15 protein-coding genes are annotated in these 14,732 nt (G+C 69.3%); 7 read left to right on the top strand and 8 right to left on the bottom strand.

All coding sequences use genetic code 11. The features are described 5' to 3' along the window. Positions 1-2: 2 nt before the first annotated feature. The 8 genes from HF024_RS16235 to HF024_RS16200 all read right to left on the bottom strand — a co-directional run bounded on the left by HF024_RS16235 (position 3) and on the right by HF024_RS16200 (position 7,387). On the bottom strand, positions 3-722 hold the full coding sequence (locus tag HF024_RS16235; protein WP_168690264.1) for a CoA transferase subunit A: 720 nt from the start codon (positions 720-722) through the stop codon (positions 3-5). Between the two features lie 17 nt (positions 723-739). After that, positions 740-1,720: a cyclase family protein gene (locus HF024_RS16230; protein WP_085369021.1), complete on the bottom strand. Its 981-nt coding sequence runs from the start codon at positions 1,718-1,720 to the stop codon at positions 740-742. After that, on the bottom strand, positions 1,701-2,492 hold the full coding sequence (locus HF024_RS16225; RefSeq protein WP_143465720.1) for a helix-turn-helix domain-containing protein: 792 nt from the start codon (positions 2,490-2,492) through the stop codon (positions 1,701-1,703). The genes HF024_RS16230 and HF024_RS16225 overlap by 20 nt, the downstream gene beginning before the upstream one ends. A gap of 65 nt (positions 2,493-2,557) precedes the next feature. Then, the gene (locus HF024_RS16220; protein ID WP_168690263.1) at positions 2,558-3,637 is read right to left on the bottom strand and encodes an extracellular solute-binding protein; all 1,080 of its coding nucleotides are present in this window, start codon (positions 3,635-3,637) and stop codon (positions 2,558-2,560) included. Between the two features lie 71 nt (positions 3,638-3,708). Continuing rightward, positions 3,709-4,848: an ABC transporter ATP-binding protein gene (locus HF024_RS16215; protein ID WP_168690261.1), complete on the bottom strand. Its 1,140-nt coding sequence runs from the start codon at positions 4,846-4,848 to the stop codon at positions 3,709-3,711. A gap of 9 nt (positions 4,849-4,857) precedes the next feature. Then, positions 4,858-5,739: an ABC transporter permease gene (locus HF024_RS16210; RefSeq protein WP_168690259.1), complete on the bottom strand. Its 882-nt coding sequence runs from the start codon at positions 5,737-5,739 to the stop codon at positions 4,858-4,860. Continuing rightward, positions 5,736-6,605, bottom strand: coding sequence for an ABC transporter permease (locus tag HF024_RS16205; protein WP_085369016.1), 870 nt, complete (start codon positions 6,603-6,605; stop codon positions 5,736-5,738). Before HF024_RS16205 ends, HF024_RS16210 begins: the two co-directional genes overlap by 4 nt. 5 nt (positions 6,606-6,610) lie before the next feature. Continuing rightward, positions 6,611-7,387 (bottom strand): helix-turn-helix domain-containing protein, encoded by a 777-nt coding sequence (locus tag HF024_RS16200; RefSeq protein ID WP_085369015.1) that lies wholly within the window; start codon positions 7,385-7,387, stop codon positions 6,611-6,613. Positions 7,388-7,590: 203 nt separating this feature from the next. Between HF024_RS16200 and HF024_RS16195 the strand changes: the two genes are divergently transcribed. Genes HF024_RS16195 through HF024_RS16165 form a run of 7 tightly spaced genes read left to right on the top strand, consistent with a single transcriptional unit; the run spans position 7,591 to position 14,722 of the window. After that, positions 7,591-8,514 (top strand): DUF6282 family protein, encoded by a 924-nt coding sequence (locus HF024_RS16195; protein ID WP_085369014.1) that lies wholly within the window; start codon positions 7,591-7,593, stop codon positions 8,512-8,514. Further along, on the top strand, positions 8,511-9,443 hold the full coding sequence (locus HF024_RS16190) for a 3-keto-5-aminohexanoate cleavage protein (protein WP_085369104.1): 933 nt from the start codon (positions 8,511-8,513) through the stop codon (positions 9,441-9,443). Before HF024_RS16195 ends, HF024_RS16190 begins: the two co-directional genes overlap by 4 nt. A gap of 24 nt (positions 9,444-9,467) precedes the next feature. Next, entirely contained in the window at positions 9,468-10,382 is a 915-nt protein-coding gene (locus HF024_RS16185) for a hypothetical protein (protein WP_210723970.1), read from the top strand. 2 nt (positions 10,383-10,384) lie between these two features. Beyond that, complete coding sequence (locus HF024_RS16180) at positions 10,385-11,167, top strand: aldolase/citrate lyase family protein (RefSeq protein ID WP_247597453.1); 783 nt, start codon at positions 10,385-10,387, stop codon at positions 11,165-11,167. A 37-nt stretch (positions 11,168-11,204) separates the two neighbouring features. Continuing rightward, positions 11,205-11,975, top strand: coding sequence for an SDR family NAD(P)-dependent oxidoreductase (locus HF024_RS16175; RefSeq protein WP_085369011.1), 771 nt, complete (start codon positions 11,205-11,207; stop codon positions 11,973-11,975). Positions 11,976-12,006: 31 nt separating this feature from the next. After that, positions 12,007-13,233 carry an iron-containing alcohol dehydrogenase gene (locus HF024_RS16170; protein ID WP_168690255.1) on the top strand — a complete coding sequence of 409 codons (1,227 nt, stop codon included), beginning with the start codon at positions 12,007-12,009 and terminating at the stop codon, positions 13,231-13,233. A gap of 25 nt (positions 13,234-13,258) precedes the next feature. Next, positions 13,259-14,722, top strand: a complete 1,464-nt coding sequence (locus tag HF024_RS16165; protein WP_085369009.1) for an NAD-dependent succinate-semialdehyde dehydrogenase — start codon at positions 13,259-13,261, stop codon at positions 14,720-14,722. The last annotated feature ends 10 nt before the right edge of the window (positions 14,723-14,732 follow it).

Below are 14,732 nucleotides of genomic sequence, written 5' to 3'. Positions count from 1 at the left end.
TCCTACGCGTCCGCGGTGATCCGGGGCCGGACCGTCCGCTGTTCGATGTCCTTGACCCGTGGCCGCGCGGTCACCAGCCGCTGCACGAAGATGCCGGGGGTCACCACGGCATCGGGGTCGATCCAGTCGTCCGTCACCTGTTCGGCCTCCGCAATGGTGATCCGCCCGGCGGTCGCGACCAGCGGGTTGAAGTTGCGGGCGGTGCGGCGGTAGACGAGATTGCCCTCTCGATCCGCCAGCCAGGCGTGCACCAGCGCGACGTCCGCGACGATCCCGCGTTCCAGGATGTACGGCTCGCCGTCGAACAGCTCGACCGGCTTGCCCTCCGCCACCGGTGTGCCGACGCCCGTCTTCGTGTAGAAGCCGGCGATGCCGGCGCCACCGGCGCGCAGCCGCTCCGCGAGCGTGCCCTGCGGGGTGAACTCCACTTCCAGGACGCCGTCGAGGTACTGCTGGGCGAACAGCCGGTTCTCGCCGACGTACGAGGCGATCACCCTGGCGACCTGCCGGTTCTCCAGCAGCAGCCCGAGGCCCTTCCCGTCGACGCCCATGTTGTTGGAGACGATGGTGAGCCCGGTCGCACCCGTGTCCCGCAGGGCCTCGATGAGGTCGGTGGGGTTGCCGCTCAGCCCGAAGCCGCCGACAGCGATCACGGACCCGTCGTGCACCACCTCGTGCAGCGCCTCTGCGGCAGTGCTCCAGATCTTGGACGCGCCGGACACGTCACTCCGTCCGGCGCTCACTTGATGGCCATCGCGTTCGGCGGGGAGCCGACGCCGCCGAGCAGGTTGAGCGGTTTGCAGGTGAGGAGGAACTCGTAGACCCCGTCCGCCGCGCAGTCCGCGGCGAGCTCGTCCAGCTTCCACAGCTCGCCGAGTGCCATGCCGAGGAGCGCGATCAGCGGGCGGTGCAGCATCCCGCTGTGGTCGACCCCGCGGGGCGGTGGCTTCTCGCCGGGGGTGCGGAAGTCGCTGTCCAGGACGGGGTCGGCCTCGACCGCGAGGTTGTCGGCGGCCACGAGGGCGATCTCGTGGTCCCACAGCCAGCGCAGCACCTCCTCGCGCTGTGCGAGCCCGGGCGACTGACGCCACGGGGTCCGCAGCCGCTCCTCCGGCGTCTTCGCGAGGTATTGCTCTGCCCAGCCCGTGCGCAGGAGCAGGAGGTCGCCGCCGTGCCACGACACGTTCTGCCTGGCGGCGATGTCGTCGAGCATCGCCGCATCCACGACGATGGTCGACGCCGGATCGTACGGCTCGCCGATCGCGGTGAAGTAGCGGGGCAGGTCGAGCAGCACGCCCCGGCCCACGATGCCGGCGTCCGCCCAGGTGTGCACCCCGAGCTCGATCGAGCCGGCGGTGTTGTCCGCGGAGGAGAAGCCGTTGTAAAAGCCGTGCTCGGGATGCCCGATGTGGCGCAGGGCGTCGATCTGCGACGACGACTGCAGATAGAAGGAGTCGACGTAGTCGTCCCTGTGCCATTCGTTGTTGGAGAAGATGTGGTGCTCGAGCGGCCGGCGGGTGCCGGTGGGATACGGCTCGAACGCGGTGATCGGGTGGTCGAGTCCGAACCGGCGGCCGGTGCGGACGAGACGCGCGGCGTCTGCGACGCGGTCGGGGGTCAGGAAGTTGATGGTGCCGAGCCGGTCGTCGGCGCCGAAGACGCCCCAGCTCGAGCGGGGAGGAGTCGCGGTGGCGAGCTCGTCATAGGTCGGGATTCTCATGTGGTCGTCCGTCCGGGATGCGGCGGAGCTCGTTGGTGAGCGCCGCCGTCGTGTTCAAGAGTGCGGTGATGATGGGCGAGCCGGCCGTGAGGTCGGCTTGCGGGTCTGCGCCGAGGAGGCCGACGGTGGCGGCGATCCCGTATTCGTCGAAGACAGGGGCCGCGAGGGAGAAGACGCCGCCGGACTGCGGGGTGATGCAGTATCCGGATCGCCTGGCTGTGTATACGGCAGCTTCCAGCTCGGCCCGTTCAGCGGACGTCGCCCCCTCCGTCACCCAGCCGAAGGCGCGCTCGTCGTCCAGGTGGCCGAGGAAGACCCGCGTCTGGGCGGCCGTCGCGTCGAGCTGGGAGCCGGCCCGCACGGTGACGACGGCGGTCCTGCTCCTGTCTTCCTCGACCAGTGCGACGACCGGGCCGCGGGCTCCCCAGAGGCTGAGCACCGCCGTCATGCGGACGGCGGCGCTCAGCTCGGCGAGGTACGGCGGCGCGATCTCGGTCACCCGGCGCCGGGTGAGGGCGTGGATCCCGAGTTGGAGCATGAGCCCGCCGAGGGCGAACGATCCGCGCCTCGCCCCGCGCTCGAGGATCCCTGCCGCAGCGAGCGACGCGCAGTATCGATACGCCGTGGTGCGGTTCAGGCCGAGCCGCTCAGCCACTTCTGCTGCCGTCAGATCGGTCGTGTGCGGACCGAAGAGGGAGCAGATCTGGCCGACGCGGGCGACCGCCTGGATGTCGGATCCGGATGCTTCGCCACTGCCTTCGATGTTCGCCATGCCTGAAGCGTAGTTCAGGGTGTGGACATCGTCGGGGCGGAAAGACCCGAGCGCGGGGCGGGTGATCACCCGGCGAGCCAGGTGGTCAGCTTGGTGGAGGTCTCGTTGAAGTTCTTCGCGTACCAGTCGACGTCCTGGAGCACAGTGCCTCCCTTGTTGACTGGACCGTAGACCTGGACCTGCTTGGTGTACTGGTCGAGTTTCGGCTTCGCCTCCTTGTTCACCGGGGCGACGCCGAGCAGCTCGGAGATCTTCGCGACCTGCTCCGGCTCGACCACGCTGGAGATGAAGTCGACCGCCGCCTTCTTGTTCGGCGCTCCCTTGGGGATCGCGAAGGCGTTGAGCGCAGCGACGGTCTCGTCCCAGACGATGGTCAGCTTCATCCCGCTCTGGAGCAGGGGCACCAGCCGGGAGTCCGGCAGCAGGAACATGTCGACCTGCTTGGACTGGACCGCCTGCTGCAGCGCTCCCACGTTGGGCGCGAACGTCGTGACGTCGCGGATCTCGCTGAGCTTGTCGAGCGCGCGGTCGACGTCGAGCGGGTAGAGGTCGTCCGGCTTCACGCCGTCCGCCAGCAGCGGGTACTCCAGGATGCCGTTCTGCAGGTTGGTGACGATGCCGCGCTGCCCGGGGAACCGCTTCTTGTTGAAGAAGTCGGCGACGGTCTTCGGGCCGCCGTTGGGGAAGGCGTCCGTGCGGTACGCGATCGGTGTGGCGTTGATCCAGTTGCCGATGTAGCAGTCGCCCACGGTGCCCTTGACGAGCTGGCTCTGATCGACCTTGGACAGGTCGAGCTTCTCGAAGAGCGTGCCGCAGTTCTGTTGCGCGGCGTACGGCGCGGTCGCCACGACGTCCCACTGCACGGAGCCGCTGTCGACCTGCGCCTTCACCTGGGCGACGTCGGGCGGCGAGGTGTTCACGAACGTGATGTTCGGGTGCGCAGCGGTATACGGCTTCTGCCAGGCCTGGATCTGTGCGTCCTGGCCGGCGCCGCCGTAGCCGACGTACGTGATCGTCGCGGGCGCGTCCGCCTTCGCGCTGGTGCTGCTGGGGGCGCCGGCGCTGCCGCCTGCGCATCCGGAGAGCAGGGCGGTGACCGCGAGTGCGGCGACGCCGATGGGCAAGGTCCTGGATCTGGACACCATTGTCGTTTCCTTCTTTGTCGGGTGGTGCTGGTGGGTTCGGTGCGGGAGGGGGGTGGTGCGGTGCGCCGCGGTCAGGCGGCGACGATCCGCTGGCGTTCCGGCTTCCACCAGGCGGTCACCTCGTCGCCGAGGAGCACGGTGGAGTCGAGAGCGTCGATGCGGGCCCGGCCGAGCTGTCGCGTTCGGCCGAGCTCGAGCATGGCGGTGCGATAGGAGCCCATGTACTCCAGGTCGCGGACGGTGGCGCGCAGGGTGTTGCTGCCGGCGGGAACCTGGGCGGCATCGAGGGTGATGCGCACATCCTCCGGCCGCACGACCACTGCCGCGTGCGCGTTCACGCCGGGATGGTCGGCGACGGTCGCCGGGTCGACCGCCCAGGATTCGCCCTCCCAGCCGACGCGTGCGCCGATGGATGCGTCCGACAGGTCGAAGACGTTGGAGTCGCCGAGGAAACGGGCGGTGAACAGCGTGTCCGGCCGCCGGTAGAGCTGCTCAGGAGAGCCGACCTGCTCGATCTGCCCGCTGTTGAAGAGCGCGATCCGGTCGGAGAGGTTCATAGCCTCCTCCTGGTCGTGCGTCACGAAGACGAAAGTGGAGCCGACCTCGCGGTGGATCCGCCGGATCTCGGTCTGCAGCGCCCCGCGCAGGTTGCGGTCGAGTGCGCCGAGCGGCTCGTCGAGGAGCAGCGCAGCCGGGTTGAACACGATCGCCCTGGCGAGTGCGACGCGCTGCTGCTGTCCCCCGGAGAGCTGCGACGGATAGTCGCCGTCGCGCCCGGGAAGCTGGACGAGCTCCAGCACGGCGGCGACCCGCTGAGCGATCTCGGCCTTCGGGACCTTGCGCTCCCGGAGCGGGTACGCGATGTTCTGCGCCACCGTCAGATGTGGGAAGAGCGCGTAGTTCTGAAACAGCATCCCGAGGTTGCGCTTGTGCGGAGGCAACGATCCGACGTCGGTTCCGTTCAGTGCGATGGTGCCGGAGGTCAGCGTCTCGAATCCGGCGATGAGGTTGAGCGTCGTGGTCTTGCCGGAGCCGCTGGGGCCGAGCAGGGTCATGAACTCGCCCGGCTCGATCGTGAGCGAGATGCGGTCGACGGCCGGGGCGGCATTGCCGTACTGCTTCGTCACGTCCGCCAGCCGGATCCGGGTGCCCTGACGGGCGGTCGTTGCTGCCGCCGACCGAACGGCGGTTTCCTGGGTCGAGAGGGTCAAGGCGGTCTCCTAACGGGTCTTCTTCTTGCGGCTGCCGACGATGAGCGGCACGAGGAAGATGATGGTCACCGCGACGACGACGAGGCTCGACGAGGCGGAAATGGTGGGGTCGAGCTCGAACGTGACGCTGTTGTACATCTGCACAGGGAGCGTCTGGAACGTGGGCGAGCGCAGGAACAGGGCGATCACGACCTCGTCGAACGAGGTGACGAACGCGAAGATGGCTCCGGTGAGCACGCCTCGGCTGATCAGCGGCATGGTCACGGTGAGGAACGACCGGAACGGCGCTGCCCCGAGAGAGGCGGAGGCGCGCAGCAGATTCGCGTCGAACCCCCCGAGCGCCGTCGACACGGACACCAGCACGAACGGCACTCCGAGCGCCGCGTGGGCGAGCACGTAGCCGAGCAGGCTCCCGACCAGGTGCCACTGGAGGAAGGAGATGTACACGGCCACGGCCACGACGATCGCCGGGGTGACCATCGAGATCATCAGCAGCGTGCGCAGGAAGCCGGCGAACCTTCCAGCCAGCCGGTCGAGCCCGACCGCAGCCGCCGTGCCGACCACGGTCGCGATCAGCGCGGCCAGGATGGCCACGAGGAAGGAGTTGCCGAGCGAGGTGAGCCAGATCGGGTCGGTGAAGAACTTCTCGTACCAGCGCAGGGAGAAGTCCGTGGGCGGGAATTCGAACGCGGACGCCGAGCTGAAGCTGAGCGGGATGACCACCAGCGTCGGGAGGATGAAGTAGAGGGCGACGGCCGCACCGATGACGATCAGCCACCAGGGGATCGGGTCGGTCCCGCGGTCGCGGCGGCGCCGGGTCCGCCCTCCGCGGCGCTGCGCTGCCGCGTCGTCGTCGATGCTCGGGGCCGCGTGCTCCTGCAGTGCGGTCATCGCTGCTCCTTCGTTGGGGATGTGCTGGTGACGCCGATCGCCGAGATGGTGCCGCCGAACCTGTTGGCCCAGGCGACCAGCGCGAGCGTGATCACCAGCACGAGGATGCCGAGGGCACCTGCTCCGGCGAAGTCGAGCAACTGCGTGGTCCGCTGGGCGAGCAGTTGGGCGATCAGCGACTGCTGCGGGGACCCGAGCAGCGCGGGAGTGACGTAGAAGCCGAGGCTCAGCGTGAACACCAGGATGAGCCCGGAGACGACACCGCCGCGGGAGAGCGGCCAGTAGACCTTCCAGAACGCCACGAGTGGCGACGATCCCAGGCCGCGCGCTGCCAGCAGCAGCCGGCGGTCGATGGCGCCCAGCGAGCTGAACAGCGGAAGCACCATGAAGGGCAGCAGCACCTGGCTCATCGCGATCGTGACGCCGAGGACACTGCCCTGGAACGCGATGTCGCCCGCTCCGAAGAACTCGAAGACGCTCTGCACCGGTCCGCCGCGCTGCAGCAGCACGATCCAGGCGTAGTTGCGCGCCATCACCGACGTCCAGAACGGGATGAGCACGATCACCAGCATCACGCCGCGCAGCCGTGGTCCCACCCTGGTCATCAGGTAGGCGTACGGGTAGCCGAGCAGGAACGCGACGATGGTCACGATCACCGCTGTGACCGCCGTCCGGCCGAGGACCGTGAGGGTGACCCCGTCCGTGAACAGTTTCGCGTAGTGGTCCAGTGTGAATTGGGGCGCGCCGAAGCTGCGCACCAGGCTCTGGCCGAGGGGCACCAGGAGCACCACGGCCAGCAGGCCGAGTGCCGGCACCAGGAGCAGCCAAGCCGGGCGCGGCCGCCGTGGCCTCGTCGTCGTCGTCATCCGTGTCATCCGTTCACCATCGCGCCGAGTTGCTCGGCGGCTTCTCTGAGCATCGCCACACGCTCCGCAGACTCGCCGGAGGCGGGGAGCATCGTCGTGGTCCCCAGGACGGCCATCGCCGCCTGGATGTCGTGGTCGCCGAACACCGGCGCCGCCACGGACGCCAGTCCGACCCTGCCGAGATCGGCCCAGGCGATGCGGTCGCGGCGGATGAGGGCCAGTTCGGCGTTCTCGCGCCTGGCCTCCTCTGCATCGAGTCCCGCGTGCAGGCGAGGGACGACGGTCGGGTCGGACTGGAAGGCGAGGAGCACTCTGGTCTGGGCGGCTTTGAGTTCGAGCGCCGCACCGACCCTGACCGTGAGCACGATCGTGCCGGCGTTCGCCTCCTCGACGTGGGCGACGACCGCGCCGGAGCGGCCGAGGAAGCTGAGGACAGCGGTCAGGCCGGTGGCGTCGGAGAGCTGTCGGAGCATCGTCGGGGCCAGTGACAGGATCTGCTGTCTGCTCGACACCAGTCCGGAGAGCTGGTCGATGAGGCGGCCGGGGCCGTACGACGCGCTGAGGAAGCCGGACGCCTGAAGCGAGAGCAGGTAGCGGTGCGCGGTCGTGCGGTTGAGGCCGAGGCGCTCCGAGACGAGGGCGGGGGAGAGCGTCCGCGTGTGCTGGTCGAAGAGGTCCAGGACCATCGCGGCGCGCTCGATCGACTGGATGCCGCCCCTGTCGGAATCGGGGAGGGCGATCGCCCGGGGCTCGTCGCCGTGTGCTGCAGTCTGCTCGATCATGACTCACCTCCTCGTCGAGGGTCGAAGCGTTGTCAGCGTTCAGTAAAGCAAGTAAATGTCCATAATGCAATCCATAATTTCGGATCATGAACATTCCGGATGAGCTAGAGCGCAGCGTTTTTCGAGACTTCCAGTGGACAAGGGCCGCTTTCGTCCGTATTCTGAACCAAAAGTACGTGATCCGAACACAAGGAGGTTCTCGGATGCTCGCCACCGATGACACGCCCACCCCGTCCCCCGCGCTGCTGAAGGTTCTCGAGGGAGCCGTCGATCTGCATGTCCACTCCGGCCCGAGCCCGTTCCCGCGCCGGCTCGATCACGTGGAGGCGTCGTACGACGCCGCACGCATCGGCATGCGCGCCATCCTGATCAAGTCGCACCACCACAACACGGTGATGGACCTGCTCGCGATGGGCGACCGCCTCAGGGAGGCGCCGACCCCGGCATACGGCGGGGTCGCGCTCAACTCGGAGGTCGGCGGCATCAACCCGTCGGCCGTCGCCGTCGCCATCCAGATGGGCGGTCGCGCCGTGTGGGGGCCGACGGTCTCGGCCGGCCAGCACATCCGCGCGCACAGCCACGACGACGGGTTCCCGACCGCCGGGTCGAACCTGGAAGAGAAGGAGGAGACGGTCTGGGCCGCCGACGGGAACGTCTCGGCGGAGACCGTGCGGGTGACGCAGCTGATCGGTCAGGCAGACATCATGCTCTCCGGCGGCCACCTCGACGCCGAGTCGATGAAGGCGCTGTTCGCGACCGCGAAGGAGAACGGCGTGCGTCGCCTGCTCCTGCACCACCCGGACTTCATCGTCAACGCATCGGACAACGATGTGGAGGAGATGATCGGCCTGGGCGCCTTCGTGGAGCACGAGTTGTCGATGTACCACCCGGGCGTCCCCGCCCCCGGTTTCCCGATCTCCCAGCTCGTCGACTGGATCGAGAAGGTCGGACCCGAGCACACGGTGATCGACTCCGACCTCGGCCAGAAGGGCAACCCGCTCCCGGTCGACGGCTACCTGTATGTGGTGCAGCAGCTGCTCGACCACGGGGTGAAGGAGCAGGACATCCGGCAGATGATCTGCCGCAACACGGCGTTCCTGCTCGGCCTCGAGGCGAGCAACCGGTGAAGGCGGCAGAGAAGGTGATCATCAGCACGGCCGTCACCGGTTCGGTGAACGTGCCGTCGCAGAGCGATCACCTGCCCCTCTCCGCCGACCAGGTGGTTGCGTCGGCGCTGGAGGCGGTGGCAGCCGGGTCGGCCATCATCCACCTCCACGCCCGCCACCCGGATGGCCGCCCTGCCTGGGAGGCCGAGGTGTACGAGCAGATCGTGCCGCGCATCCTGGAGCAGACGGACGCGGTGATCAACATCACCACCGGCGGCTCGTCGGCGATGTCGATGCAGGAGCGCCTGGCCGGGGCCCTGCGATTCGCCCCGGAGCTGGCATCCCTCAACATGGGCTCGATGAACTTCGTGTACTCCGGGATCGCGGACAAGGTGACGGAGTGGAAGCACGAGTGGGAGCGGCAGTACGTGCTGAACACGTACTCCCAGCCGTTCATCAACTCCTTCGACCGCATCGAGTACACCCTGCGCGAGCTCGGTGAGAAGCTCGGGACCCGGTTCGAGTACGAGTGCTACGACATCGGGCACCTCTACACGCTGGCATACTTCGCCGACCGCGGGCTCGTGAAGCCTCCGTTCCTCATCCAGGGCGTCTTCGGCATCCTGGGCGGCATCGGCGCCGACCACGCGAACCTGACCCACATGGTGGCCATCGCCGACAAACTCTTCGGCGACGAATACGCCTTCTCGGCCTTCGCGGCCGGGCGCGCACAGCTGCAGTTCGGCACCCACAGCGCCTGGCTCGGCGGGCACGTCCGGGTGGGACTGGAGGACAGCCTGTGGATCGGCAAGGGAGAGCTCGCGACGAGCAACGCCCAGCAGGTCCGCAAGATCCGCGCCGTGGTCGAAGACCTCGGCCGGCCGATCGCGACGCCGGACGACGCCCGCCGGATGCTCGCGCTCAAGGGCGCGGACCTGGTCACGCTCTAAGCACACGGACGAGAAGGAACGAACATGACGATGTATGCCAAAGACGACATCCGCTCGCAGCTCGCCGTCGCGCAGCCGACGGCGCGCGCGATCGACCCGGCCACGCCGATCAAGCCGTCGCAGTGGATCGCGTTCCACGACCTCGAGCCGTCGTTCGTCGGGGAGGCCGGTGGCCGGACCTGGGTCGCGCGGGCCGCGAACCTGGTGATCGCGTACTCCGAGGCCAAGGCCGGCGAGGTGTTCTCGCGCACCGGGCAGCCAGACGAGTATGCGGTGCTGCTCTACTCCGACAGCGCGCCGTTGCGCATCACCGCCGGCGGCCGGACCGCTGAGGTGGTCGAGGAGGCGTTCGTCGCCGTGCCTCCCGGGGACAGCACGGTGGAGGTGCTGGCCGATGGTCCGGTCATCCGGTTGTTCTCGACGGTCGACGACGCCCTGCGCGCGACCGCCGTCAACGCCGACGCCTATGCGGAACCCGACCTCCGGGCGGCTCCTCTCGAGCCGTGGCCGGACCCGGTCGGAGGCTTCCGGCTGCGCGTCTACCTTCTCGCGGACACCCCGATCGCGGATGGCCGCTTCGGCCGGATCTTCCGCACGACGAACCTCATGGTCAACTTCCTCGCCGAAGAGCCGGGGCCCCGCGATCAGCACAAGCTCTCTCCCCACCACCACGACGACTTCGAGCAGATCTCGTTCGGCGTGAAGGGGCGATTCGTGCACCACATCCGCTATCCGTGGGGACCGGACTCCGCCCAGTGGCGGCCCGACGAGCATCGCGAGATCGGCACGCCGTCGATCTGCGTCATCCCGCCGCCAACGGTGCACACGACCCAGGGCGTCGGCGGCCATCAGCAGCTCCTCGACATCTTCTCGCCCCCGCGCGAGGACTTCTCGGCCTCCGGCTGGGTCCTCAACGCCGACGACTACCCTGCGCGGTGAGCATGCTGCCTCGATCGAGCATGTTCAAGCGGGCACTGGCCGTGTCCACCGGCCCCGCCATCGGCACCTGGGTCAAGCTGCCGGCGATGGAGAGCATGGAGCTCATCGCCCACGCCGGCTTCGACTTCGCGGTGATCGACCTGGAGCACTCGGCGATGAGCGTCGAGACCGCTTCCCGGCACATCGGGGTCGCCCTGCTCGCCGGTGTCTCGCCGATCGTGCGCATCCCGGCGCTCGACGGCGGTCTCGTGCAGCGGGTCCTCGACGCGGGAGCGGAGGGCATCATGCTCCCGCACGTCGACACGGTCGCTCAGGCGCGAGACGCCGCGGCGGCCGTGCGGTTCGCCCCCCTCGGCACCCGCGGGGTCGGAAGCACGAGCCGCGCCGGCGGCTGGGGTGCGATGCCGCGCTCGGAGTATCTGCGCTACGGCAACGAGGAGGTGGTGCTGATCGCCCAGATCGAAAGCGCCGCCGCCGCCCGCTCCGCCGAGGAGATCGCGTCGGTCGACGGGGTGGACGCCCTGCTGATCGGCGCCGCCGACCTGTCCACCGCCGAAGGCCGTACAGAGACCGACCCGGAGATCGTGGCCATCATCGAGACGGCGATCCGCGGCGGTCACGCTGCCGGTGTGCCGGTCGGCAACGCCGGGGGAGCGTCGGCCGCGTCGGTGCAGGCAGCCGTCGACGCCGGGTACCGTTTCACGATGATGAGCAACGACGCGAGTCTGCTCGGCGCTGCCGCAGCGTCCGCGCTCGCCGCGGGGAGGACGGTCACCTATGCCTGACACCCGCCGGCCCGGCTCCCTCCCGGAAGGAACTGCAATGACCGTACCCTCTCGATCGCCTCTGCTCGCCGGCAAGGTCGTCCTCGTCGTCGGCGCCAGCGCGGGCATCGGCGCCGACGCGGCCCGGGTGTTCGCCGCGCACGGAGCGTCCGTCATGCTCGTCGCCCGCACGGAGGGCCCCCTGCGCGCCGTGGCCGACGAGCTCACCGCGGCCGGGCACGATGCAGCACACGCCATCGGCGACATCAGCGTCGCCGCAGACGTCGCCAGGGTCGTCGACGCCACCGTCGAGCGCTTCGGCCGGCTCGACGGCGCGTTCAACAACGCCGGCCTGACCCAGGGCGGCCGCCTGGACGAGGTGTCCGAGGAGGACTTCGACCGCATCCTCGCCGTCAACGTCAAGGGCGTGTGGCTGTGCCTCCGCGAGGAGCTGCGCATCATGCGGCAGGCGGGGGCGGGCTCCATCGTGAACGTCAGCAGCATCGGCGGTCTGCGCGGCAGCTCCGGGATGGGCGCATATCAGGCCACCAAGCACGCCGTCATCGGTCTCACCCGCACCGCGGCGCACGACAACGGCCCGGTGGGCGTGCGCGTCAACGCGCTCGCGCCCGGCCCGACGGAGACGCCCATGCTCGACCAGACCCGCGCCGCCATCCCCGGCGGGGTCGAGGCGCGTATCGCCGCGACCCCGCTGCGCAAGGTCGGCAGCGGGGCAGAGGTCGGCGAGGCAGCAGCCTGGCTGTTGAGCGACCTCGCGAGCCACATCAGCGGCGTCGTGCTGCCCGTCGACGGGGGTTTCAGTGCCTGACCCCGCATCGCACCAGAGAAGAGGAACCACCATGCCAGCCTCCGGCACCCTTCGGCTGCCCCCGCGCATCCACTTCGGTTTCGGCGTGCGCGCCCAGTTGCCGCGGGTGATCGCCGAGCACGGGATCCGCGTGTTCGCCGTCGTCGACCCGATGCTCGCATCGTCGCCCGAGTTCCTCGCCGTCCTGGACGGGCTCGACCGGTCCGGCCTCACGGTCGAGGTCCACACCGACGTGCTGCCCGAGCTGCCCGTCGACTCGCTCACCGAATCCGGAGCAGCAGCCGCCGCGTTCGCCCCTGACGTGGTCCTCGGCTACGGCGGCGGCAGCGCACTCGATGCAGCGAAGCTGGTGGCACTGCTCGTGGCCCACAGCGGTGTTCTGAGCGACTACTACGGCGAGAACCGGGTGCCGGGTCCGGTGCTGCCGATCGTCGCCGTGCCCACCACCGCCGGAACGGGATCCGAGGTGACGCCTGTCGCGGTCGTCTCCGACCCGGCGCAGACGATGAAGATCGGCATCTCCAGCCCGTATCTCGTGCCAGCGGCAGCCCTGGTGGATCCCGAGCTCACGCTCGGAGCACCGCCGTCCGTCACCGCGTTCTCCGGCATCGACGCCCTCGTGCACGGGCTCGAATCGTTCACGGCGGCCGACCTGCCGCTGGACTGGTCGGGGGACCTCCCCGTCTTCACCGGGCACAACCTGTTCGCCGACCGTCTCGCCCTCGACGCGATCCGCGCCATCGCCCCCAACCTCGCTGGCGCTGTCGCAGACGGCGGTGACCGGGATGCCCGTGAGCAGATCGCGCTGGGCAGCCTGCTTGCCGGGATGTCGTTCGGCCCGAGCGGAACCCATCTCTCGCACGCGCTGCAGTACCCGATCGGAGCGTTGACCAAGACCCCCCACGGACTCGGCACCGGACTCATGATCCCGTACGTGCTTCAGGCGTGCGTGCCCGTCATCCCCGAGAAGCTGGCCGCGATCGACGCGGCCATGGGCGGAACGGAGACGGACACCCGGATCGCCGCGCAGGATGCGGTGGACCGAGTAGCCGACCTCTGCCGCACCATCGGCATCCCCGGCAGTCTCGCCGAGCTCGGCATCGAGCGCGACCAGCTGCCGCACATCGCCGAGCTGGCGCTGCGCTCGAAACGTCTCGTCGACATCTCGCCGATCGGCTCCGACCCCGCACTGCTGCTCGCCATCCTCGAGGCGGCCTACGCGGGCGACCGCGCCATGCTCGCCGCCCCCGTCCGCTGACCACCACCCTCCCTGGAGAACGCCCATGACCAGCACCCTCCCCGCGCCGACCACGGCCTCCCTTCCGCTCGTCTCCGACCTCTTCATCGACGGCGAATGGCGGCAGGGATCGGCCCGGACGACGTTCCCCGTCGTCGACCCGTCCGACGGCAGCACCATCGCCGACTTCGCCATCGCCACCCGCGAGGACTGCCTCGCCGCCGTCGAGGCCGCCTCTGCGGCGCAGGCGGCCTGGGCGGACACCCCGCCCCGGCAGCGCAGCGAACTGTTGCGCGCCGCATACGAGGTGCTCACCGACGAGGTGGAGCTGTTCGCCGAAATCATGATCCGCGAGAACGGCAAGTCGTACGCAGACGCGATCGGCGAGGCGAACTACGCCAAGGAGTTCTTCCGGTGGTTCGCCGAGGAGGCCGTGCGCATCCCGGGCGAGTACCGGCTCTCCCCGGCCGGAGACAAGCGCATCGTGGTCGACCGCCAGCCGATCGGGGTCTCCCTGCTGATCACCCCCTGGAACTTCCCGGCCGCAATGGCGACGCGCAAGCTCGCGCCGGCGCTCGCCGCCGGCTGTACGGTCATCCTGAAGCCGGCCAGGGAGACGCCGCTGACCGCCGCGTACGTGGTCGACGTGCTGCGCAGGGTCGGCTTCCCGGCAGGTGTGGTGAACCTGGTCACCCCGGTGCCGACCGGGCCGATCGTCGCCGAGATGCTCGCGCATCCTGCTGTCAGGAAGCTCTCCTTCACCGGTTCGACCGAGGTCGGCCGCGAACTGCTGCACGCCTGCGCTGACACGGTGGTGAGCGCGTCGATGGAGCTGGGCGGTAACGCCCCGGTGGTCGTCCTCCCCGGCGCCGACCTCGACGTGACGGTGCGGGAGTCCCTACTGGCCAAGATGCGCAACGGCGGCTCGGCGTGCACTGCGGCGAACCGCTTCTACGTGCACTCCAGCATCCACGACGAGTTCGTCGCACGCCTGGCCGGCGAACTCGGAGCGCTGAAGGTCGGCCCCGGCCTCGACCGGTCCAACCAGCTCGGCGCCCTGGTCTCCGTCAAAGAGCGCGACAAGGTGGCTGCTCTCGTGGACTCGGCGGTGCGCGACGGTGCGACCGTCGTGCAGGGTGGCCGCAGCTCGGCGGTGGGTGCGTTCTACGACGCGACCCTGGTCACGGATGTCCGCCACGGCTCCGAGATCAACGCGAACGAGATCTTCGGACCGGTCACCGCCGTGGTGCGATACGACGACGTGGACGAGGCGGTGCGGATGGCGAACGACACCATCTTCGGCCTGATGGCCTACGTCTTCGGCGAGGAGCGGGAAGCCATCGCGGTCGCACGCCGCCTGGAGGCCGGCATGATCGCCATCAACCGCGGCGTGGTGAGCGACCCCGCCGCCCCCTTCGGCGGCGTCAAGCAGAGCGGGCTCGGCCGCGAAGGCTCCAGCGAGGGCATTCTGGAGTTCCTGGAGGAGAAGTATCTGGCCCTGACGGCGTGATGCGGGCACG

Origin of the sequence: Leifsonia sp. PS1209, assembly GCF_012317045.1 — a bacterium.
In the GTDB taxonomy this organism is placed as follows: domain Bacteria; phylum Actinomycetota; class Actinomycetes; order Actinomycetales; family Microbacteriaceae; genus Leifsonia.
The sequence above is the reverse complement of the archived record's forward strand: the minus strand, read 5'-3'. Positions and strand labels throughout refer to the sequence as shown.